At 58.4% G+C, this 20,544-nt stretch carries 17 protein-coding genes and 5 pseudogenes; 15 read left to right on the top strand and 7 right to left on the bottom strand.

The window, feature by feature from the left end:
• Positions 1–142 precede the first annotated feature (142 nt).
• Together QA649_RS34845 and QA649_RS34840 are read left to right on the top strand one after the other, a co-directional pair.
• Positions 143–1,243 carry an alcohol dehydrogenase catalytic domain-containing protein gene (locus QA649_RS34845; RefSeq protein WP_283021189.1) on the top strand — a complete coding sequence of 367 codons (1,101 nt, stop codon included), beginning with the start codon at positions 143–145 and terminating at the stop codon, positions 1,241–1,243.
• Positions 1,244–1,576: 333 nt separating this feature from the next.
• Positions 1,577–2,782, top strand: coding sequence for a sulfotransferase (locus tag QA649_RS34840; protein ID WP_283021188.1), 1,206 nt, complete (start codon positions 1,577–1,579; stop codon positions 2,780–2,782).
• A gap of 332 nt (positions 2,783–3,114) precedes the next feature.
• Here the strand turns inward: QA649_RS34840 and QA649_RS34835 are convergent, their stop codons facing one another.
• Positions 3,115–3,426 (bottom strand): DUF2285 domain-containing protein, encoded by a 312-nt coding sequence (locus QA649_RS34835; RefSeq protein WP_283021187.1) that lies wholly within the window; start codon positions 3,424–3,426, stop codon positions 3,115–3,117.
• Between the two features lie 290 nt (positions 3,427–3,716).
• Positions 3,717–3,794 (bottom strand): annotated as a pseudogene (locus tag QA649_RS34830) (hypothetical protein); the annotation flags it as partial.
• A 56-nt stretch (positions 3,795–3,850) separates the two neighbouring features.
• On the opposite strand from QA649_RS34830, the pseudogene QA649_RS34825 reads away from it, so the two are divergent.
• Positions 3,851–4,423: pseudogene (locus QA649_RS34825) on the top strand (ISL3 family transposase); the annotation flags it as partial.
• A 213-nt stretch (positions 4,424–4,636) separates the two neighbouring features.
• Here the strand turns inward: QA649_RS34825 and QA649_RS34820 are convergent.
• The gene (locus QA649_RS34820; protein ID WP_283021186.1) at positions 4,637–6,130 is read right to left on the bottom strand and encodes a 4-hydroxyphenylacetate 3-hydroxylase N-terminal domain-containing protein; all 1,494 of its coding nucleotides are present in this window, start codon (positions 6,128–6,130) and stop codon (positions 4,637–4,639) included.
• Between the two features lie 165 nt (positions 6,131–6,295).
• On the opposite strand from QA649_RS34820, the gene QA649_RS34815 reads away from it, so the two are divergent.
• The 10 genes and pseudogenes from QA649_RS34815 to QA649_RS34770 all read left to right on the top strand — a co-directional run.
• The gene (locus QA649_RS34815; protein ID WP_283021185.1) at positions 6,296–6,988 is read left to right on the top strand and encodes a DUF2848 domain-containing protein; all 693 of its coding nucleotides are present in this window, start codon (positions 6,296–6,298) and stop codon (positions 6,986–6,988) included.
• 8 nt (positions 6,989–6,996) lie between these two features.
• Positions 6,997–7,389: a cupin gene (locus tag QA649_RS34810; protein ID WP_283021184.1), complete on the top strand. Its 393-nt coding sequence runs from the start codon at positions 6,997–6,999 to the stop codon at positions 7,387–7,389.
• A 13-nt stretch (positions 7,390–7,402) separates the two neighbouring features.
• On the top strand, positions 7,403–8,242 hold the full coding sequence (locus QA649_RS34805) for an SDR family oxidoreductase (RefSeq protein ID WP_283021183.1): 840 nt from the start codon (positions 7,403–7,405) through the stop codon (positions 8,240–8,242).
• Between the two features lie 8 nt (positions 8,243–8,250).
• The gene (locus QA649_RS34800) at positions 8,251–9,183 is read left to right on the top strand and encodes an ABC transporter substrate-binding protein (protein WP_283021182.1); all 933 of its coding nucleotides are present in this window, start codon (positions 8,251–8,253) and stop codon (positions 9,181–9,183) included.
• Positions 9,184–9,788: 605 nt separating this feature from the next.
• Complete coding sequence (locus QA649_RS34795) at positions 9,789–11,117, top strand: amidase (protein WP_283021181.1); 1,329 nt, start codon at positions 9,789–9,791, stop codon at positions 11,115–11,117.
• A 119-nt stretch (positions 11,118–11,236) separates the two neighbouring features.
• On the top strand, positions 11,237–11,800 hold the full coding sequence (locus QA649_RS34790; protein WP_283021180.1) for a MarR family transcriptional regulator: 564 nt from the start codon (positions 11,237–11,239) through the stop codon (positions 11,798–11,800).
• A gap of 826 nt (positions 11,801–12,626) precedes the next feature.
• A complete protein-coding gene (locus QA649_RS34785) occupies positions 12,627–14,177 on the top strand; it encodes a PAS domain-containing sensor histidine kinase (protein WP_283021179.1) in 1,551 nt (516 codons plus the stop codon).
• A gap of 623 nt (positions 14,178–14,800) precedes the next feature.
• Positions 14,801–15,211, top strand: coding sequence for a transposase (locus QA649_RS34780; protein WP_283021178.1), 411 nt, complete (start codon positions 14,801–14,803; stop codon positions 15,209–15,211).
• Positions 15,208–15,565: pseudogene (gene tnpB, locus QA649_RS34775) on the top strand (IS66 family insertion sequence element accessory protein TnpB). The gene QA649_RS34780 and the pseudogene tnpB overlap by 4 nt, the downstream one beginning before the upstream one ends.
• Positions 15,566–15,615: 50 nt before the next feature.
• Positions 15,616–16,575, top strand: a pseudogene (locus tag QA649_RS34770) (IS66 family transposase); the annotation flags it as partial.
• Positions 16,576–16,627: 52 nt separating this feature from the next.
• On the opposite strand, the pseudogene QA649_RS34765 reads toward QA649_RS34770, so the two are convergent.
• Both QA649_RS34765 and QA649_RS34760 read right to left on the bottom strand, forming a co-directional pair.
• A pseudogene (locus QA649_RS34765) lies at positions 16,628–16,972 on the bottom strand (hypothetical protein); the annotation flags it as partial.
• A gap of 64 nt (positions 16,973–17,036) precedes the next feature.
• The gene (locus QA649_RS34760) at positions 17,037–17,303 is read right to left on the bottom strand and encodes a hypothetical protein (protein ID WP_283021177.1); all 267 of its coding nucleotides are present in this window, start codon (positions 17,301–17,303) and stop codon (positions 17,037–17,039) included.
• Between the two features lie 691 nt (positions 17,304–17,994).
• Here QA649_RS34760 and QA649_RS34755 point away from each other — a divergent pair.
• Together QA649_RS34755 and QA649_RS34750 are read left to right on the top strand one after the other, a co-directional pair.
• Positions 17,995–18,516 (top strand): tripartite tricarboxylate transporter substrate-binding protein, encoded by a 522-nt coding sequence (locus QA649_RS34755; protein WP_283021176.1) that lies wholly within the window; start codon positions 17,995–17,997, stop codon positions 18,514–18,516.
• A 169-nt stretch (positions 18,517–18,685) separates the two neighbouring features.
• Positions 18,686–18,913, top strand: coding sequence for a tripartite tricarboxylate transporter substrate-binding protein (locus QA649_RS34750; protein ID WP_283021175.1), 228 nt, complete (start codon positions 18,686–18,688; stop codon positions 18,911–18,913).
• Between the two features lie 137 nt (positions 18,914–19,050).
• Here the strand turns inward: QA649_RS34750 and QA649_RS34745 are convergent, their stop codons facing one another.
• Together QA649_RS34745 and QA649_RS34740 are read right to left on the bottom strand one after the other, a co-directional pair.
• A complete protein-coding gene (locus QA649_RS34745) occupies positions 19,051–19,368 on the bottom strand; it encodes a TfoX/Sxy family protein (protein ID WP_283021174.1) in 318 nt (105 codons plus the stop codon).
• Positions 19,369–19,437: 69 nt separating this feature from the next.
• A complete protein-coding gene (locus QA649_RS34740; protein ID WP_283021173.1) occupies positions 19,438–20,427 on the bottom strand; it encodes a zinc-binding dehydrogenase in 990 nt (329 codons plus the stop codon).
• Positions 20,428–20,544: the final 117 nt, after the last annotated feature.

The following is a 20,544-nucleotide window of genomic DNA, read 5'->3' as shown; positions in this document are numbered from 1 at the left end:
GAGGGGACTCCATGTTCGTAAGCGTACTCCTGTTGGTATGGCAGTGGCTCATGCGCAGCTTGAATCGTGTGAGTTAGAGCTGCGGAACTGCCGCTCGTTCGCTGAAGTCCTGTTCGAAAGTGGCATCAATCTGAGGTGTTTAATGACGAAGGCACTCGCAGCCGTTCTCGAAGCTCCGAAGAACTTTCAATTTCGCGAGTTCGCTATTCCAGGGATCGCCGATGACGATGCTGTTCTGCGTGTCGAGGCCTGTGGGCTCTGCGGAACGGACTATGATCAATGGCTGGGGCACCTTAAAGACTGGGGCGGGGGTATGCCCATCATCCCGGGGCATGAAGTAATGGGGGTCATTGAACGGGTTGGACCGAAGGCCTCCAAGCTGTGGAACGTGAAAGAGGGAGATCGCGTCGCCATCGAACCGATAATCCCCTGCGGCCATTGTGAGGATTGTGTACGGGGCGCCTATACCCGTTGCCAGACGGATTTGGGGTATGGCCTATATCAGAGCACCAAAGTGACTCCCTCGCTTTGGGGCGGATACGCCACGCATACCTATTTGCATCCGCGCACGATGGTGCACAAACTGCCGTCAAACATCCCGACCGATTTGATGACGCTGGTAAACCCGTTGTCGAACGCAATCCGCTGGGCGTACGAGATCGGAAAGGTCGGGATGGGGTCGACCGTCGTCATCGAAGGACCCGGGCAGCGAGGATTGCTCGCCGTCGCAACGGCGAAGAAGGCGGGCGCTGCGAACATCATCGTGACTGGAACAGGCGCGGATGCAGGGCGCCTGGCACTAGCCGTAAACCTAGGCGCGACGGCCACCATTAACGTGGATGAAGAAAATCCCGTCCAGCGAGTTATCGAGCTCACAGACGGCCGGCTTGCCGATGTCGTTCTCGACGTCTCATCTGGGGCCATGGCGCCTGTGTTGCAGGCAATCGATATGGTGAAGCGTGGTGGAAGGGTCGTGTTGGCGGGTCTCAAAGGCCAGAACAAGCTGAATGGTCTGCCGATCGACAAGGTTGTTCTAAGTGAGATCGAGCTCGTCGGCGTCCTGAGCGCTGGATGGCAGTCAACTGAAATGGCAATCAATATGATCAGGGAAGAAGGAGCCGCCCTTCAGGCGCTTTGTTCCCACTCGTTTGCGCTCGCTCAAGTGACCGACGCCGTTCGAACCCTTGGCCGAGAGGTCGTCGACGGCCACGATGCCGTTCACGTTACACTGACGCCATCGTGATAGGCATGTGCAACCTTTGCCTGCTCCGATTGGCACGTCAATTCAATGTACTGTCGCTGACGACTCGGGACGACGCCACCAGCGATGAGATGGCTTGCGATGTGGGCGGCACCGAGCTTACGGAAAGTTGTCGAACGAAGATGGCGTCAAACAGTTCTGCCGTGTCTGAGAACTGTGGAGCAGAAAACGAGCCAAGGTCGTGACTCACATTCTACGCCAAAAGTGCATGACGACGCGAGAAGGCTCGTGCTGAAGCGCGTCGCTAGTGCTGTTTTTTTCGACCATATGAAGGAGCCAGGACGGTCGAACGGTCCGTCCGAGGAGATGCGTTGAATGATGAATCAAGATGCAAACCATTTGCCTGCGGTATGCTTTCTTCTGGGGCTTCCCCGCTCGGGGACAACGCTGCTGGCGCATTTGCTTCAGTCGCACCCGGATATTTTGGCTCCGCCTGAGCCCTGGCTGATGTTGGCACTTGAGGCTTTTGGTCGGGTCGACCACCGTCACCCCGCCGGGACCTCAATGGTTCAGGCCGCAACTTCCGAATTCTTGGGCCGAATAGATCGAACGGGCGTCACGCGCGCTTTTGCTGATGCAGCCTATGGGCAGTATTTGGCAGCTGTCGGCAAGCGCACCCTGATAGACAAGACTCCGCGGTATTGGACCGTGCTCGACTTTTTGGATTTGCTCTATCCGGAGGCGCCGCGGATCGTTCTGATGCGCAATCCTTACGCCATTGCCGCATCACTGAAATCGACGTGGGGCGTTCCGCTTCTGGCGGCAAGTTCCCCACCCGCGATCGCCTCGTGTGTAGCCGATATCGTGCTGGGTCGGCCTACGCCCGCGATCGCATCTTCGCTCGCCGACCTTGTTCTGGGTCTGCCCGCGCTTGCGGCGTACCGTAGTGAACTCCACACACAAGTGGTGCAGTATGAAGTACTTGTGACGCATCCCGACGAGGAAATCCGGCGCGTGGTTGCTGGCCTTGGACACGCCCCGATGGACATGTCATCGGCGCCATTGGCGCAAACGGAATATCTCCGGTCTAGTGCGTTCGGCGATCGAAAGATCCTCGAGAAAAAGACCGTTGACGATCGCTCAGTCCGGGCCTGGCAAACCGAATTGTGCATCGAAGAGATGCAGGTCGTGACAGATCTGGTTGGCGCGCAGCTTTTGATAGAGCTCGGTTATGAGCAGGATCTTCGGTTTGCAGAACAAGCTGGCGTAGTAGACAAGGGCCCGGAAGTCACCGAAAGCTATCGTCAGCTATTTCGAAGCTGCTGGGATTTCCTGGAAGGTAAGACAGGAGGATCATTTGACATCTCCACTAGCGATGCCGAGCTAAACAGTACTGGCCAGCAAGCTCAAGAGAACTCCTCGTTGGCTTTTGGCCCTTCGATACTTCTGCAAGCGCAACGTCTGGCCGCATCCAAGAGAGAGGAAAATTTGCGGGTCGCAAATTCAATCGCAGCGCAGCTGACCGAGGCGCTCACGGCAGCGAAGGCTGCTCAAGATGCGTTGCCCGAAGGCCATTCGTAATGGCATGACTGCGTGATGTTGAGGCAACATCGCGCGGCTCAGCACACCCTCTTTATTTCAGAAGCTGCTCGAGCCGCAGCTTCCGCTGTCATCCGCAGACCAACGTGAAAGTGGAGAAACACGAGTTGCGGCATTTGAGGCATGGTTGGCCGAGGTATCCGGCACAGGTCAGAACAATTGCCAAGTTGCTCTCGACGAGATCTGACGATCTCGGCCGTCCCGCGCCGCCCCCCATAACTGGCCCTGGCACACTTGAATCCGCCAATTCAGGGAACAGCCGCGGCGCCGCCATCGAGCATCCGAAGGGACGACCTCGGCCTGCGTTCAGCAGCCTAATTGTCGCGTGGCGTCAGAGGAGACGTTTTCATACCCGAGCCAAATAAACCTGCCGGCGTGACGCCACCGCGCATGAGTGCCAAACCGGCCTTAAGCAGGCGGATAATTCGGCTGCGCAGCGGGTGGGTTTTCCAGGCCTGCTCAGAGATGCGCCTTGGACCGAACAGTACCACGGCGATGTCACGGTAGGAGGCGCCGTCCATGTGCCCATCGAGGGCGCGCAAGCTCAGAGCCAATCGCTTACGCCGCTGTGCCGATAGGAGAGCAATCGGAGGCCCTGGCGGACGACCATTGATCGCGCGCCACAATCGAAGCGAGGCGTGGGCTCGGATCTCGAAGTCCGCGTCGTGGATCGGCTGTTCGATGCATAAAGGGTACCTAAACGTGGGGCCTGCTTCAGCCGCAGGTGATGTTGCGTTTCGTGAATGCGCACTACAGCATGCCAACCATCAGCTGCCTGTCGGATACTGTCCGATGGAAGATCGGCAAGCTCAATCCTAGCGACAACGCCATGTGGATCGGAAACGCTTTCAACGAGCGATACCACGTAGCCTCGGGCGCCCAGAAGATGGTCAGCTCGTGAAAAGACCTCTGCGGGTCATGAGCGAAAGCAGAGGCCCCATCTCCTCCGGAATTGAGGAGTCACTTGCCCGTGTTTTGAGAGCGTGTCTCGGTAGTCAGCCTGATATTCGGGATTGCGACGGAGGCTTTCCCAAGCGAAATCCGACGTCTCGCCTGCTGTAACGCCAAGGTTCGTTGGACCTGCATTTGCCATGGCTCGACGATCAGTGGGCGTCCGACTGTCGAAACGGAGCTGAACTTTGGCGCCGCCTGAAGGCGCGAGGCTTCCGAGGCTCGCTTCGCGTCATCAGCGAGTGGGCGACCCGCAGACGACGAACTGAAAAGGTTGACACGCAAAACCTTCAACGGATTCCGTCGGCCAGAACGATCGCTCGTCTCATGACGATCGGCCGGGACTTGTTGACGAAAGCGGAGACCGTCACGATCGGGGCGATCGAAGCCGGCGTACCAACCTTGGTCGAGGCCCGCGACATCATCGCCGAATTCCACGTGATGATCCGGCGCAAGGCTGAGGAAGGGCTCACCCCGTGGATCGAGCGCGCCCGCATCAGTCTCGTCGCCTCGTTCGCGAGCGGTGTCGTAAGGGATGAAGCGGCGGTTCGGGCGGCAATCACCTCGCCTTGGTCCAACGGACAGACTGAAGGTCAGATCACGCGCCTCAAGCTCGTCAGACGTCAGATGATGTATGGCCGCGGGAAAATCGATCTGCTTCAGCCAGACTAATCGGCGGAGAATAACCGGAGCTGCACCAAAACTGCGACAGAGCCCAAATTTGACCCCTCCCCGGCTTAGGGGGCAATATTGCAGGCCGAATGACAGCATTTCGTGCAAAAGGCCGCTTTGCAGACGGCGTCAGCATTCGTATCCCCCAAAGCGAGACGCACCATTTTGCGGAGCGCATCGGGGCCGGGCCGGCCCGCCCGCAATGCTGCAGCATCAGAACGCCGGCAGAGTAAGCGCCTTCTCAACGAGTCCCGTCGCCCTCTTGAAATCATAGTTCCGGAACATGTTCTGCTTCACTAGGAACGAAGCCCCGCCGTAGAACTTCTCGTATTGCTGCTGGCGACTTCCAAACTCCGAGCCGATGAAGTCCCAAGCCATACGCATTACGGCAACACGCGCTTTTGCGTCCGCCGCTCCCGACTGCATATAGCGCTCGATATCAGCGTTCATCTCGGCGTTCTCGAAATCTGCCGCCGACGACGGCAGCGTGATCATTGCGGCGCCGCTCAACTCTCGAATGATCTCGAGCATCCGAGCGTTCAACTCGGACTGCAGAGCCATAATTGAATACAGCGCCGTCTTTGAGGGCCAAAGCACGCCGTTGGAATCGACAGATGCGGTTACTTCCTGCGACAGCAGCATGTTTTCAATGATGGAGACGAGCGAAGCCAACTCACCCATCTGCACCTGGACCGCCGGATTGTTGTCGTTGCCGGAAAGCTCGTTGATCCGCTTCGCCAAACCGATCATGAAACGCAGCTTCACCGTGTAACGCGTTTGAGCCTGACAATTGCCATACGCATGAGCCGGGGTCTTCCACCACTGATCCCGGCACACATCGATGTTGCGATGAATGAAGACGTTCTCCCAAGGAACGAATACATTGTCCAACACCACGAAGCAGTCGGGCTCATCAAACCGTCCGGACAGCGGATAGTCGAGGGAATTCGAAGCCACCGCGCCGAAAGGACGCCGCGGATACAGCTTCAGTCCCGGAGCGTTGGCCGGAATCATGGCGCCATTAGCGTAATTCTCGTCTCCAGGCTGAAGCGGATGGATGCAGCTCAGATAGATATAATCCGAATATAGGCCACCAGTTGCCAGCTGCTGGGCGCCCTTGAGGACGATACCCCCGTCCTTTTCGGCCACGATCCCGGCATACAATGTCGGGTCAGCCTGCTTGTGAGCCGGCTTACTGCGATCGATCTGCGGAGGAACGATTGCGTAGCTAGCATAGAGATGATTGTCGCGCATCTTCTCGTAAAAGTTCACGACGTTTGCAGCGAACTGAGCGCCGCCAGCCTTGAAGACCTCCGGAACGGCCGCATAGCCGCAAAAAAAGCTGGCCACGTGATCCGGGGTGCGTCCCATCAGCCCGAACGTTGCCTCGGCCCACACCTCTGAGAACAAGCGGCGCGCGCGCAGATCGTCTGTCGTCTTCGGGATTTGGTAAGCCCTAAGCACGGGCTGTCCAGTCTTTGGGCTCGTGAAGGTCATGCGATCCCTCAGGCCGGGTTCGGCCGCCAGATCAAACAAGCCGGCAAGCGTGTGAGCCGTTCGAGCCAGCGACGAGTGCTTCGTAACGTCCTTTACCAGCTCGCCGTCCAGAAAGACCTGCCGCCCATCGTTCAGCGACTCCAGGAAATCGCGACCGGAACGTAGGCCGCCGGCGGATGAAGCAGTAATGCTCTTGGGCTGAGGGTTCACTGGCGAGCTCCATTTGGTGGTATGAGAAATGTTTTGACATACGTCAGCTAACATAGGTAGTCTACTTAGCGTTCGATTTCAACCGAAAAGAGCGGCCCTATCAGTTCATTTGCATTGCACTGCACGGATGGACCGCGGAAGACACACGTGGCGGAGTGGTACAAAGTGACGAAATTGGATGAGCTTATCGTGTCAGAGCGAGGGGGATCGGCCGATCTCGTCAAGGGGACAATCAGGGATTTGATCATTGCCGGCTGGACCGGCAGCAACGAAGCCGCGCTACTGGCGCACATTGAGGAACTCGAGAAGTTGGGAGTGCCGCGACCGAAGACGACCCCGATTTTCTACAGGGTCGCCTCATCGCTCCTCACGACGGACGAAATGATTGAAGTCGTCGGCAACAATTCGAGCGGAGAAGTTGAGCCGGTCTTGATGCGGCTGAAAGAAAGTGTCTGCCTCGGCTTGGGTTCGGATCATACCGATCGCAAGATCGAAACCATTGGCATCACGATTTCAAAGCAGTCCTGCCCCAAGCCGATTGGCCGCAGCTGGTGGCTTCTGGCGGACGTCGAGGATCACTGGGACGAGCTCCAAATGCGTTCCTACGCTGTCATAAACGGCGAGCGCCGGCTGTATCAAGAAGGATCGCTGAAAGCGATGCGACATCCCCACGACCTGATGACCCGTTGCTTTGGTGCGGGCAGCGGGCTGCCGATGTCGACCGCAATGTTCTGTGGGACCTTACCCGTACATGGAGCCATCGAACACGGCGATTCTTACGAGCTGGAGTTAGCAGACCCGGTTCTCGGGAGGGCCCTCCATCACAGCTATACCGTCAAGACCCTACCAACGGAGTGAGCACGAATATGTCGAATGGTAAACCTCATCTCGAATTCCACACGCTGGATCTGCAGAGCGGCTGGGAAACACCGCCCGGGTATCCAGAAGGCATCAAGCAGAAGATTCTCGCGAGCGATTTCAACGAGGACGGCAAGGCGGGCGGCAGGAGCCGCCTGCTCAGGTTCGATCCTGGCGTGTTTACGACCGATCCTTTCGTACATGAGTACTGGGAAGAGGTATTCCTCATTTCAGGTGACTTGACCGTCGGCAATGACAAATCTGGCAATGGAGGCGCTGCATTCGCTCCGAATACTTATGCTTGTCGTCCCCCGGGAGCTTACCATGGGCCGTTCAAGTCAAACGGAGGGTGCTTGCTGTTCGAGCTGCATTATTTCAGCGAAAAGCCAACCAACAAGTGACGGGCGAGTTTGCATGATGTCGCTCAAGGGCAAGACGGCCCTCATTACAGGCGCCGCGCGCGGGATCGGCCGATCAATGGCGGAAGGTTTGGCCGAAATCGGCGCAAATCTTGTCCTTGTCGATATTGACGCACATGCGTTGACCGCAACGGGTGTGCAACTCAAAGCCAAGGGTGGGCAGGTCCTCACCCGGGCAATGGACGTTGCGGACCCGGCATCGGCTGAGGCACTGAAAGTCGAAGCGGAGAGTCACTTCGGGGGCGTCGACGTTCTCGTGAACAATGCAGCAATCGGGCCTGAGAGCATCTCCAGCCGATATCTCACCGACAGGGCAAAGTTCTGGGAGGTGAGTGACGAACTCTGGCTCGCTATGCTTCGTGTAAACGTATTCGGGCCTCAACTGATGTCTCGAACTTTCGTGAGGCCGATGCTTGAGAGAAGTTGGGGTCGAATAGTGAATATCACCACGAGCCTTGACACGATGTATCGCCCCGGCATCGGCAGTTATGGACCGTGCAAGGCTGCATTGGAAGCTGCATCACGGATCATGGCTGGAGATGTGGACGGGACTGGCGTGACGGCCAACGTTCTGGTTCCAGGAGGCCCGGTAAACACGCGCCAGGTGCCATCAGAAAACGGCCTGCCAGCCGACAAGTTAATCCAGCCCGAGCAAATGCGTGCCCCTTTGATCTGGCTCTGCTCCGACGAAGCGGATCAGATCAATGGGCTTCGCTTGATCGCCCGCAGATGGAATCCTCAACTGCCACTCGAGCGTCGCCTCGCCGAGGCCAGCGCGCCCGTTGCTTGGCCTCAGCTAGGCGCTCAGTCGGTCTTCCCTTCTACTCAACCGTGAGTATCCGCATGAAAATCGGAGTGCCCGATCTCATCTCGAATTCATACTTTCCGGCTGTCGCGGCCGTCGAGCTCGGAATTATGAGGGAGGAAGGAGTGAATGCCGAGATTGAGCTCGTCTTCCCTGTGGACCGTGCCTACGCAGCTCTGCAGAACGGAGACCTAGATTTTGTTGCAGGTTCGGCTCATTCGGCGCTTAGCGCGTTTCCCGAGTGGAACGGTGTCAAGCTTGTCTGCGCGCAAGGCCAAGGGATGTATTGGTTTCTGGTCATGCGCAAGGATCTCAGCCCGCAGCGGAACGATCTATCGATCGTAAAGGGGCGGAGAATAGGTGCCGCGCCTTGGGTTGACATGGGACTTCGCCAGCTGCTCATCGCTGGGGGAATCGACCTCAACAGGGACGAGGTCCAGATCGCACCAGTGCCTGGCGCCATGGGTAAGACCGTAAACTTCGGTCTCACAGCAGCTCGTGCCCTTGAGAACGGTCTGATTGACGGCTTCTGGGCAAACGGAATGGGCGCAGAAACAGCTGTACGTTCCGGAGCCGGATCCGTTGTCATCGATGTGCGCCGGGGCGATGGCCCGGCGGAATGCTTCAACTATACCATGGCTTCAATCGCGACGACTGAACGGAAGATCGCGACAGATCCACAGCAAGTCGAGGCGGTTGTGAGGGCGATCGTTCGCACGCAAGAGATTCTCAAGGCTGCGCCAAAGAAAGCTGCTGAAGTAGGCGCCAAAGTATTCCCCGCTACGGAAGCGAAGCTGATAACCGATTTAATCCGCCGCGACATTCCACAATATTCGGCGGGAATCTCTAGGACGTTCGTGGAAGGCATGAACGTCTTTTGCAGCAGAGTCGGTATTTTAAATGGTGCGCCGGCCTATGATGACGTAGTGGCGACGCGCTTTCAATCGTTATGGCAACCCAAAAATATCTAGGCGGGCCAGATGGAAAGCTTCGACTCTCGCGCCTTTCGAGATGCTCTCGGGTCATTCGCAACCGGCGTTGCTATCATTACCGCTGAAACGCCTCAAGGACGTCTTGGGGCCACCGTGAGCTCCTTCAATTCGGTGTCTCTGGACCCGCCGCTAATATTGTTCAGCTTATCGCGGCGCGCCCTCGGAATAGATCAATGGCGATCGGCCGCAAACTACGGCGTCATTATTTTGCCGGAAGACAAGAAAGACCTTTCGAACCGATTTGCGAAGAGCGGAGGCGACAAATGGGCGCATCTGACGGTCAGCCGGATGCAAAACGGGTCGCCACTGTTGTCCGACTGGCTCGCATACTTCGAATGCGCCGCCTACGCTACATACGACGGAGGGGATCACGACATATTCGTCTGTAGGGTATCGCGGTTCGAAACTCGAACAGCTGGCGCGGGTCCGCTGCTATTCTTCAGGGGCAGTTACAGCGCCTTGGCGCGGGCCTCCACGGCCCCAGCATCACCGGACATCGATTTTGCTCTCCACGGCTGGTGATACCGAAGCACCCTACGTCAAAAGTTCAAGTACGAGCTGATTTCGCCAAAATGGAGGAGCGCATGGCGCTGGCACCAACAATTCGCGCCAAGGTGGAGCATTGCCTCGAGAACGCGGCGGATCCCAGGGGCGAAGGCTCTAATACTTTCACGCGAATTTATGCGGACGAGGCCAAGCTTACCGCCGACTATTTCGATCAGGCGCTCGTTCTCAGGATCGAGTTGCCTCCACTGGCAGGCATGGTCGTCTCAATTAAGGACCTGTTCGACGCCACAGGTGAGGTGACGCGCGCCGGCTCGCGAGCGAGAACGGGCGAGGAGCCTGCCCCACGCGACGCGGAGATCGTCCGGCGCCTTCGCGAGGCCGGCGCGATTATCATCGGTCGCACAACGATGACCGAATTCGCCTTTAGTGGCCTCGGGCTTAATCCGCACTTCGGAACGCCAGCCAATCCATGGGAACGAGACCAACGGCGCATCCCGGGCGGATCCTCTTCCGGCGCTGCAATATCGGTTACTGATCGAATGGCAGAAGCGGCCATTGGTACCGATACCGGTGGCTCGGTACGGATTCCGGCGGCACTATGTGGTCTCGTTGGGTTCAAACCGACAGCCCGAACGGTACCCCTGCAAGGCACTCTTCCTCTCTCCCCCTCATTTGATTCGATCGGGCCGCTAGCTCCCAGCGTCGGCGAATGCGCACGGCTCTACGGCGTGTTGTCCGGTCACAATGTATCGCCTCAGCCACCCTCCATGCGCCACCCCGCTACCTTCATGGTGCTGAAGAACCAGGTCTTGGAGGATCTCGATGCTCAGGTCGCCCGGACTTACGAGCAAACGCTCAACCTTCTGTCTGATTTGGGATTCAAGCTGGTTGAACGCCACAGCAGCGCGGTCGCTAACCTGGCCGAGATCATGCAGGACGGGGGTATTGTGGCTGCTGAGGCATTCGAATGGCATGAAACACTGCTCGGTCGAAAGGGGGCTGCCTACGATCCGCGGGTACGCTCCCGGATAGAAAGAGGTGCTAAACACCGGGCTGCTGACTATATCCGCCGCCTTCAGCTGAGGACGCGCCTAATCTCCGAATGGGAGCGAGAGTTGACGGGATTCGATGCCGTCCTGGCACCGACCGTCCCGACTATTGCACCCCGAATCGGCGAGCTCGAGACGAGCGACGAGGCGTATTCCCGCGCCAATCTTCTGATGCTACGAAACACAACCATTGTTAATGCATTGGACGGTTGCGCGATTAGCCTGCCTTGCCAAGAACCCGCAACAGCTCCAGTAGGCCTGATGGTGATAGGGGCCAGTCGTAGCGATTGGCCGCTACTTTCGTTGGCCGCAGAGCTCGAGAGCGGCATCAAAGCTGTGCGTTTCAAGGGCGAGTGACGTTGACATGACGCATCTGGCAAATATATCTACGCAAAGTCACTTACTTACCTTGTGTATCCATGTTATTTGCCGGACTGACGTAGCCGACTCGGCTGCACCGAATGGAAAGATTGGATATGGCAACTAAAGCAAAAAGAGCCGACGAGCGTGCCCGAGAACCTGCTCCGTCTACGGCCTTCACTCCTCAACCACTCGATCTTGAACGACTGAGGCGCCGAAGGAACGCAGCAAAAAAATCTCGCGAGACGGAAGATAAGCACACGTATTTCATAGGAGTGGCAGAAGCTCGTTATGTTCTACGCAAGGCCTTCCGCATAGTCGAAGATCAGGCAAGAGCCTTCGGGATAGACCCCTTGGCCCATCAGGCTCTCATCCAGATCTACGGCAGCGCTGAAATGCATCTGCAGGTAAATCAGATCGCCGCTCGGCTCGACATACCTCCGGCCTTTGCTTCCACCCTGGTTAGGACCTTGGTTGAAAAGGGCTTGGCAGATCGTAGGCGCGACGATCAAGATCAACGGGTTACATTCGTTGGTGTTACCGACTCAGGAAAAGAGCTCCTCCACGCGATCGACGAGAAGGTGAAGTTTCACGTTGATTACTTTGCTGGCCAACTCACGCCTAGCGAGCGCGAGAGCGCACTTTCAATACTGATGTTCTATGTTGGAGCCAAACTGTAGAGTTGAGCTCACGGCCTCGTCTACGGGTAGGCCTAGTTGCGCGCAACGACATCGTAAGACGATCCGTTGCGCCTTTTTTACTGTGCGATCAAAACTTTTTTCAGATCCTGTACGACAGTCTGAGACGGCGCTTCGGAAGCGCTACCCCGACAGCAACCGAGCGCCCGATCCCCGTCACCTCCTCGCGGCTGACAGTTCGCAATCGGGAAGGCAGACGCTCCTCAGAACCTCTGAGCTATCACTGCGGCATTTTTCGAAGCCGCAATGACAGTTGCGATTCCGAAGCCGTGAGGATGATCAGGCGAACGCGTGTCGTCTCTGCAACCGATGAGCTCTGATGAGACGAGCGCTGCCGGTGAGGGCGCAAATGCAGGCTCGTCCGAGCGATTGGGTGCCTCTGTGTTCGCGCAAATTAGTTTGCCCTAAGCGGATCGGTCTACAATGTGAGTTAGTAACTTAAGGACGGCCTTGCAGAATTAGGGATGGATTGCTGTCCCTTCGTGAAGGCGGTGAAAGCAAGTGAACGGGATATGCAGGCTGGACGCAGGGCAAGTGACCGCTGTGCCTCAAAGAACGACCGCTTTTTCGAGGCCAGTGGTAGCGCCGCTCTTTTCGTAGAGCAGATTGATCCTGTTGACTCGCTTGGCTATTCTTTGTCACCCCTTTTCTGTTGATACTCGATGGCGTATCGATGGGCGTGACTCCTTGCTGAGTGTGGATATCGGACTGACGGTTGTTGACCGCGGCCCTTATTCGGAGCGGGCGTCTAGAGAAAAGTCGTTGTCGCTGATTGCGGGAGGGAACAACAATTATGTCTAGGCTTCGAGTGACCGATGCGACAACTGGTCGTCCTTCCAAAGAGGAGCTGGATGAATTGCGCCGGAAGCAGGCGATGCTCGAAGAAGCTGAACGCATCGCGCACGTCGGCTACTGGGAACGGCACCTAGGATCGGAACAGATCATCTTTTCAGAAGAAGCCTATCGCATCTTTGGCGTAGCTCCACGCGAAGGCACCATTGGGCTTGAGGAAATCATCGAGCGGATACACTCGGACGATCGCGCAGCCTGGAGCGCGGCGATAGAGGAGATGCTTCGCGGCGACTCTCGTTATGATCTGAATTATCGCATAGTGAGACCCGACGGTGAGGTGCGGTTCATCCACAGCCGGGGTGATCTGACCAGAGACTCGTCGGGCCATTGTCTCGGTGCATTTGGGGCGGTCCAAGATATCACTGATCTTAAGCGAGCTGAGCATCTGACGCAGATGGTCTTCGAGCGTTCACCCGATGCCATCTGCATTATCGGACGAGACTATCGATACCAGCGCGTCAACCCGGTCTTCGAGCGTATTGCAGGAAGGCCAGCGAAGGACCTTGTCGGGATGCATGTCGCCGATGTTTTAGGGAATACGGTCTTTGAGCAGATCCTCAAGCCGAAACATGACCGATGTTTCGCCGGAGAAGAAGTCAGATACGCAGATTGGTTTGTATATCCTAATGCGAGGCATTTCCTCTCGGTAAGCTATTCTCCCTTGATTTCGACGTCGGATCGCGTCGAAGCGATTCTGTTGATCTTTCGCGACCTCACAGAACATGTATTCGCATCCGACGCCTTGCGCTCGGCGCAAGCCGAACTAGCGCATGCTAATCGTGTCGCCACTTTGGGGCATCTCACGGCATCGATTGCCCACGAAGTCAACCAGCCAATTGCTGCGATGGTAATGAATGCCCAGGCTGCTTTGCACTGGCTTGACGGAGCACCCGCCAACCTTCCGCAGGTCCGTCGATCCTTGAACCGGATTGTTGAGGATGGAGAACGGGCCGGAGAGGTTATTGGACGGATCCGCGGCCTCGTGAAGAAGGCGCCGCCTCGGAAAGATCGTCTCGACGTCAATACCGCTGTCCTTGACGTGATCGCCTTGACGCGCAGCGAAGTGCTCAAGCATGGGGTCTGCCTTCGGACAGAGCTTGCGAACAACCTGCCCTTTGTCGAAGGTGACCTGGTCCAGCTGCAACAAGTCATGCTGAACCTTATCATGAATGCGGTCGACGCAATGAGCGGATTAGCTGGGAACGAAACCGAGCTCGTGATCAGCGCTTCGAAGGATGCGTCAGGCAGCGTGCTTATATCCATACAAGACACGGGACCTGGCGTGCCTCCGCACCTTGTCGACCGCTTGTTCGAGCCCTTCTATACGACTAAGCCCGAAGGGATGGGAATGGGTCTAGCCATTTGTCGCTCAATCATTCAGGCGCATGGAGGGCGGCTGTGGGTCAGCGCGAATAACCCCGGGGGGGCTGTATTTCGATTTACCCTGCCGACCGGCGACGACATTTCCGCTGGGCTGGCGGAGCCACAGAAGTCCGTCGTTCCGTAGCCGGACATATGTTGCAGTAAGCGCATGGCGACTGGCGTCTCGCGCTCGTCGTTACTTCGCTTGTTGCGACCCGGTCCGAAGGATGCCTGGCGCGAAAAGTAGCGTTGTCCGCGCGAAGGTGGTCCGGATTTGGGAGCCGCCTTGGTCGGCCCAGGCGCGGTCGGGAATGTCTTTTACGGCGATGATCAAGAGTAGACATTGCCGCTGATTGATCGGACGCAGGGCGCGACCGGAACCGTCTTCCTGCTTGCTGCCAGAGCTATGGAAAGGACGTTGCTGGACAGGAAGGGCAGCACGCGCTCGTTGACAGGGCAAGCACTTGGGACGCGAGTCTGATCCATCCCAGCTTCTTCTCCGAACCTGCGGCTTGCAATTTCGGATCCTAAACTCCAGAAAATGAGCTGGTTGTCGAGCACACGGGCTTGCGTCGCCTGTTCCGCTACCCAAGCCCGGGGTCGGCTACTTCTCGCGATCGCAAAGCCATTCCTAGGCCAAGGGACAACGTCTCCACGAGCGCACTTGCGGGTTGCAGTGATAGCGGTACGACGACCCCACCTCGTTTAGGTGGACGGGATGAGCGAAACTCGCGCGTGGATTTGACAACGTGAGGGACGACTCATTCCATGCATCAAGACAGGCATGATGCCGCCTCCTATCAGCGGATCGAGGTGATCACGGGGGAGAGGCGACGGCGCAGTTGGAGCGATGCGGAGAAGGCGCGGATCGTGGCCGAGAGCGCCGATCCGGAGACGAGCATTTGCGAGGTGGCTCGACGCAACCGGGTCAACCGGGGACTGCTCAGTGTGTGGCGGCGCCAGGCGCGGCTCGCGTCGAGCGAAGCGCCGCAGTTCGTGCAAGTCAGGCTCGACGCCGCCGTCGAGGCGCAGCCGAACGCGATCGATAAGGCGCATGTTCTGGTGAGTCCGGCCGAGCGGATCGAGGTGATGATCGCGGGCGCGACGGTGCGCGTGCCCGTCGGCGTCGACGCCGCGACGCTGGAGCGCGTGCTGGCGGCGGTGAGGTCGACGCGATGATCTCGTTTGGTCCAAATGGTCCGTGTGTTCGTCGCGACGCAGCCGATTGACTTTCGCAAAGGCGTTCATGGCCTGGTCGCGCTGGTAGCGGAGGGATTAGGCGGCAAGCCCTACAGCGGCGACGTTTATGTCTTCCGATCGAAGCGATCGGATCGTTTGAAGCTACTGGTTTTTGACGGCTCGGGAATGGTTCTAGCGACGAAGTGGCTCGAGAATGGGGGCTTCGCCTGGCCACCTGTTCGCGAGGGTACGATGCCGGTGACGGGGGCGCAACTGGCGATGCTGATTGAAGGTCTTGCGGAGTGGTCGCGTGTGGTCCCGAAGGTGACGAAGCGGCCGACGAAAGTTGCCTGAATCGTCTTGTTTTGCTGGCGATTGCGAGTGTGTTCATGTAGCTCTGCGATATGGCGCTTCGCCTTGAAGATCTCCCCTCTGACCCTGCGGCTCTCGCCGAGATGGTGCTGGCTTTCGAAGGCGAGAACGATGATCTGCGCGCAGAGATCGCCACGTTGAAGAGCCTGATCTTCGGCGCGCGATCGGAGCGCTCGGCAATCGTCTGCGCTGAACAGATCGCGCTCGATCTGGAACGGACCGCGGGCGCGCAGCCTCCGGCTAAGAAACCGGACGCGCCGAGACCGAAGCGGCGCAAGGCGAGGCGCAACATCGGCGCGCTGCCGGCGCATCTACCCCGGGTCGAGCGGGTGATCGAGACGGCGTCCACGCTGTGCCCGTGCTGTCAGATGCATCGGATCGGCGAGGAGAGCAGCGAAGCGCTCGATCGGATTCCCGCGTGGCTGCGTGTGCTCCGCACGATCCGTCCAAAATACGCCTGCCGCTCCTGTGAGGGCCCGATTGTCCAGGCCCCGGCACCGGCGCGGCTCGTCGAGGGCGGCATGGCGACGACGGCGCTGATCGCGCATATCGCCGCGGCCAAATATGCCTGGCAATCGACGCTCTACCGCCAGGCGCAGATCCTGGCGGGCCAGGGTGTCGTCGTCGACCGTCAGACGCTGGCGCGCTGGATGGGGAGGCCGGCGTGGCTGGTCAGGGGCCTCTACGATCTGCAACTGAAGACCATGCATGGCTTCGAGCGGCTGTTCTGCGACGAGACGCCGATGCCAGTTCTCGATCCGGGACGCGGCCGCACGAGGATCTGCCGGTTCTGGGCGCACGCGACGGACAATCGGGCGTGGAAGGGGCCGGCGCCGCCGGCAGTCGCCTACGTGTTCGCAGGCGGTCGCGCCAAGAAGGAGAACGTGGCGCAGTTGGCCGGCTTCGAAGGCGTGCTGCAAGTCGACGGCTATGCCGCCTACGCCTCGCTGGCCGGCGATGCGAAGATGTCGGGCCAGATCCAGCTGGCGTATTGTCTCGTTCACGTGCGCCGCAACTTCGTGAGGGTGCACAAGACGACGAACTCATCCGGTCGGACGGCGTGGCGCCGCGGTCCCGAATCTTCGGCCGGGCGACCTCGACAGAACCAATTCCGGTTTGAATCTTCCGCACCGGACCGTGCCCATGCCGCACCACACGCACGCTCCCGTCCGGCAACGTCAGACCGGCCGTGCTCGCCAGAAAGCCTTCGACCTTATGGAGCGACAAACAGGATGAGAGCGCGTTCTCACCTTGATCGCCGCCGCCCACGACCTCGATCTCGATCGCCCTGGCGAGCAAATCGCGTGCACCGGCTCGCAAGATATCGGTCAGGGGATCGTCCACCTGACCGAGCTGACGCAGTTGGAAAACCTTGATAGTCTCGTTCATGGCGTATCGCTCTCCTTGAGAGGTTCTGGCAGGCTTGATCACCCGCCTCGATACGCTGCCTCGCTCAACCCGTCATCACCCAGATTCCGCCATAGCTCGCGGTGAAGTTGGTGACGCCGTAGCGCGAAAGGACCTTGAAGGTCGTCGCGGCGTCGAATCCTGAGGTCAGGAGCAAACTCGGCACCCCGGTGGTGAATGATCCGAGGATACCGAAGTACAGACCATAGGCCCAGCCGGGGTCTGCCGCACACCAGTAGAGATCGTCCGGGCGGAGGCCGAGGCCGAACTCCGCGTAAGCCCGGAAACCTGCAAGTGCTTTGATCGGGACCAACACGCCCTTTGGCGTACCCGTGGTGCCATGCAGACTCCAAAAGCGCGGGGCCGATCACATCGGGCAGATGTCGCGTCAGAGCACGCGCGTCACCCGCCTTTCGGCTACAGGACGTATCATTGTGGCTCGACGGCCCTGACAGCCCAGATGCCGGCGCTGGTGCCCTGCGCCCGCTGCGGGTGGAGTATTTCGGCCAATCGAGCGCATGCCGATCACCGCCATGCCTCCTCCGTCTCGCAGCCGGAATGACTATACGCGAGAAATGTCGGCTCCCTTGGTCTCGCGAGCGAACACTAAGCTCAAGACCAGGCATGCGCCCGAAACACAGACAGGGTAGTACAAACCCGAATACGTGTTGCCCGTTGCCGGCACAATAGTAAACGGCTGTCGCCGGCAGAAATCCGCCGAACCAGGCCGCGCTCATGTGGTAGGGGAACGACATGGCCGTATATCGAATGCGCGAAGGAAACATCTCCAGAAGGGATGTCGTGCTGGGTGCAAAGGTGGTCGTTCAAAAACTGCGTTGCGGCTGCGCCCATCTTTTTCCGGCGACTGGCGGCCAGCCGGGGCGAAGACGAGCCGAGCCTCTGGTGTAATTCCTGGCTTGAATTAATTTGTTGACTCAGCCTCTTGACGAAATGTTTATTGTTGCCGATGAACAACACTGCGCTGTTAGGCAAGGGTCGCAATAATGAAGGCGATCGCCGCTCTATTGTCTTTGCTTGCCATTGAAGTGGCTTGCAGTTTCCCAGCACGATCCGCGGAATATCCGATCGCACCGATCAAACTGCTGGTCCCATTTCCGGCTGGGGGCCTTGTGGACTCGGTTGTGCGGATCGTGGCTGCACGTCTTGGGGACGAACTGCGTCAGCCTCTCGTAATTGAAAATAAAGGTGGGGCTAGCGGCTCCATTGCAACGGCAGTCGCGGCGCGTTCGGCAGCCGACGGGTACACCATAGTAGCCGTAACGGACAGCCGCGCAACCAATCCGCTAGCCATCAAGAACCTTCCCTATGACTCGATCTCGGATTTCTCTCCAATCGCATTGGTCGGAAGCACGCCACTCATACTAACCGTGGGGAAGGAGGTGCCAGTCAACACGCCGCCGAATTTATCACGCTCGCAAGGAGTAGAAGAAGCAGTCCTCTTTCCTGCGGTACCCTCGGTTCGGGCAGTGCCGCACATCTTGCCAGTGAGCTATTCCAGTCAATGACCGGCACGGAATTAAATCAGATTCCATATAAGGGGGGCGCGCCGGCCATTAACGAACTTCTAGCGGGCCACATCGACTCAATGTTTCTGAGCATCACGGTCTCGAAACAACACTACGAGGCGGGAGCGTTCAAACCGGTGCGGTCGCAGCAACGTCGCGGATCGCAATCTTGCCGAACGTTCCTACCTTGGAGGAAGTCGGTGTCCCAATGAAAGCGGGTTATTGGGTGGGGCTCCTTGCCCCGGCCAAGACGCCGCCTGATATTGTCGAGACCCTAAGTCGCGCTCTTCAGAAAGCACTTTCGGATCCTGCAACCCACAACCGGCTCACCGACCTGGGCTTCGTCGTGGATTTCAAGAATCCCGGGGAATTCAAGGACTACATCAGCGAGAGATGAAGTTCTGGAAAACATTTGTCGTAAAGAACGATATTAAGCTCGGCGTTCAGTGAGGCTGAGAGCGCCGATCCTCTTCAACCCGGTCCGCCCATTGAGCGCGACCTGTTCAGGATCGCCTGGGCCATAGCGCAACAGTGTTACGTCTTTCCGCTCTTTGCGGCCTGATAGGCGCAGTCGGCCCACGCGCACAGCTTGTCCCCATCTTCGAGCACCTCGGCCGGAACTTCCCAGTAGGATTTGAGCGCCTGGTCTACCCCCCTGCTCACATAGCCCAGTGGATGCGACTTCGCCAACTCGTATTTTCCGCGAGAATCATCATCGACCTTAAAGTAGAGGGCTCCATGCCACACCATCGCGAAGACATGGCCATTTCTGTAGAGCGCTACGGCGCCGAACAGGGGCCGTGTCGTGATCTTCGCCCAATCCGATAGTTGATCGACGTAATGATCGGCCAAGTGCTTTGTCCGTTCGGATTGTTTCGACAACTGCTTGTCCTTTTCTGAAATCAAAAGTGGAGGCTGGGCTCAGTCGAGCACGACGACATGCTTGCCTGGCGTGGTCCTCGCTTCGAGATCGGCCTGTGCTTGGCGGACCTGTTCGAGGCCGTGATAGACTTTCGCGACGGCGACTTTCAGACGGCCTTCTGCGATTGCTTTCAGCTGCTTGTCGAAGACGGCGGGCGGTAGGTCGGTAGCCTGGCCGCCGTAGGCGGTGAGCCTCACCCCGAATGGGATGTAGCTGAGCGGATTGAAATGAGGGATTACCCACTTGTCCGAAAGTGCCCCCGTGAAGCAGACCGTGCCGTGAGTCCGCGTCGCCTGAAGTGTGTCTTGCAAGGTCAGTCCGCCGACTAATTCCAGAGCCGCATCGACTCCGTTCGGAAACAGCGCGCGCACACCCTGCACGATGTTTCCACCGTCGAGTATCGGGTAATCGGCTCCGAATTCACGCAGCACTTCTATGTGCTCGGGACGGCGAGTGGTGGAGACTACAATCACGCCCATCTCCTTTGCCATTGCCGCGGCTGATAGGCCCACAGTCGACGTGCCACCACGGATCAGCAGCGACTGTCCACGGCCCAAGTAGAGCCCCTTTGACAGAGAGCCATAGGCGGTCTGGAACATCTCTGGTAGTGCGCCGACGACCTTCCAAGGCAGGCCAGTCTCGAACGGAATGATTTGACCAAGCGGAACAATGGTATACTCAGCGTAGCCGCCATCGAACGAGCGCCCCATGCCGCCCATCATAGTGGCCACCTGCTGGCCGGGTTTTAGATGAGTGCCCGGCGCTTGGTCGACGAGGCCGACGCATTCGATACCGAGCACTCGCGGCATCGTGAAATCGGGGCCGGAGAGGCCCTTGCGGCTGGTAACCTCCGACTCGTTGACACCGAACGCCTTCACGCGGATGCGTACCCACCCCGGCTGAGGCTGTGGCAACGGCACGTCCTTCACGACGAGCGTATCCACGCCGCCAGGTTCTGAGAGCACGATCGCTCGCATAGTCCTCGTCATGGTTGACTCCAATGGTTACTCAGCCTTTCGCCTGGGGCATCGTCAGCCACTTTGCGAAAGGCGACATTCCTGCTCGAACTGGGATTTAAAGCACGCCGCCACGACGGGCGGTAGAGT

This window comes from Bradyrhizobium sp. CB1717 (genome assembly GCF_029714325.1).
Classification (GTDB): domain Bacteria; phylum Pseudomonadota; class Alphaproteobacteria; order Rhizobiales; family Xanthobacteraceae; genus Bradyrhizobium.
Note: the sequence above shows the minus strand (reverse complement) of the source record. Positions and strands in the feature narration are given on the sequence as shown.

Excerpts from the sequence above, each read along its gene's own strand:
- QA649_RS34845 (WP_283021189.1), top strand. The coding sequence starts at position 143 with ATGACGAAGGCACTCGCAGCCGTTCTCGAAGCTCCGAAGAACTTTCAA.
- QA649_RS34840 (WP_283021188.1), top strand. The coding sequence starts at position 1,577 with ATGATGAATCAAGATGCAAACCATTTGCCTGCGGTATGCTTTCTTCTG.
- QA649_RS34810 (WP_283021184.1), top strand. The coding sequence starts at position 6,997 with ATGTCGAATGGTAAACCTCATCTCGAATTCCACACGCTGGATCTGCAG.
- QA649_RS34805 (WP_283021183.1), top strand. The coding sequence starts at position 7,403 with ATGATGTCGCTCAAGGGCAAGACGGCCCTCATTACAGGCGCCGCGCGC.
- QA649_RS34800 (WP_283021182.1), top strand. The coding sequence starts at position 8,251 with ATGAAAATCGGAGTGCCCGATCTCATCTCGAATTCATACTTTCCGGCT.
- QA649_RS34795 (WP_283021181.1), top strand. The coding sequence starts at position 9,789 with ATGGCGCTGGCACCAACAATTCGCGCCAAGGTGGAGCATTGCCTCGAG.
- QA649_RS34790 (WP_283021180.1), top strand. The coding sequence starts at position 11,237 with ATGGCAACTAAAGCAAAAAGAGCCGACGAGCGTGCCCGAGAACCTGCT.
- QA649_RS34780 (WP_283021178.1), top strand. The coding sequence starts at position 14,801 with ATGCATCAAGACAGGCATGATGCCGCCTCCTATCAGCGGATCGAGGTG.
- QA649_RS34755 (WP_283021176.1), top strand. The coding sequence starts at position 17,995 with ATGAAGGCGATCGCCGCTCTATTGTCTTTGCTTGCCATTGAAGTGGCT.
- QA649_RS34740 (WP_283021173.1), bottom strand. The coding sequence starts at position 20,427 with ATGACGAGGACTATGCGAGCGATCGTGCTCTCAGAACCTGGCGGCGTG.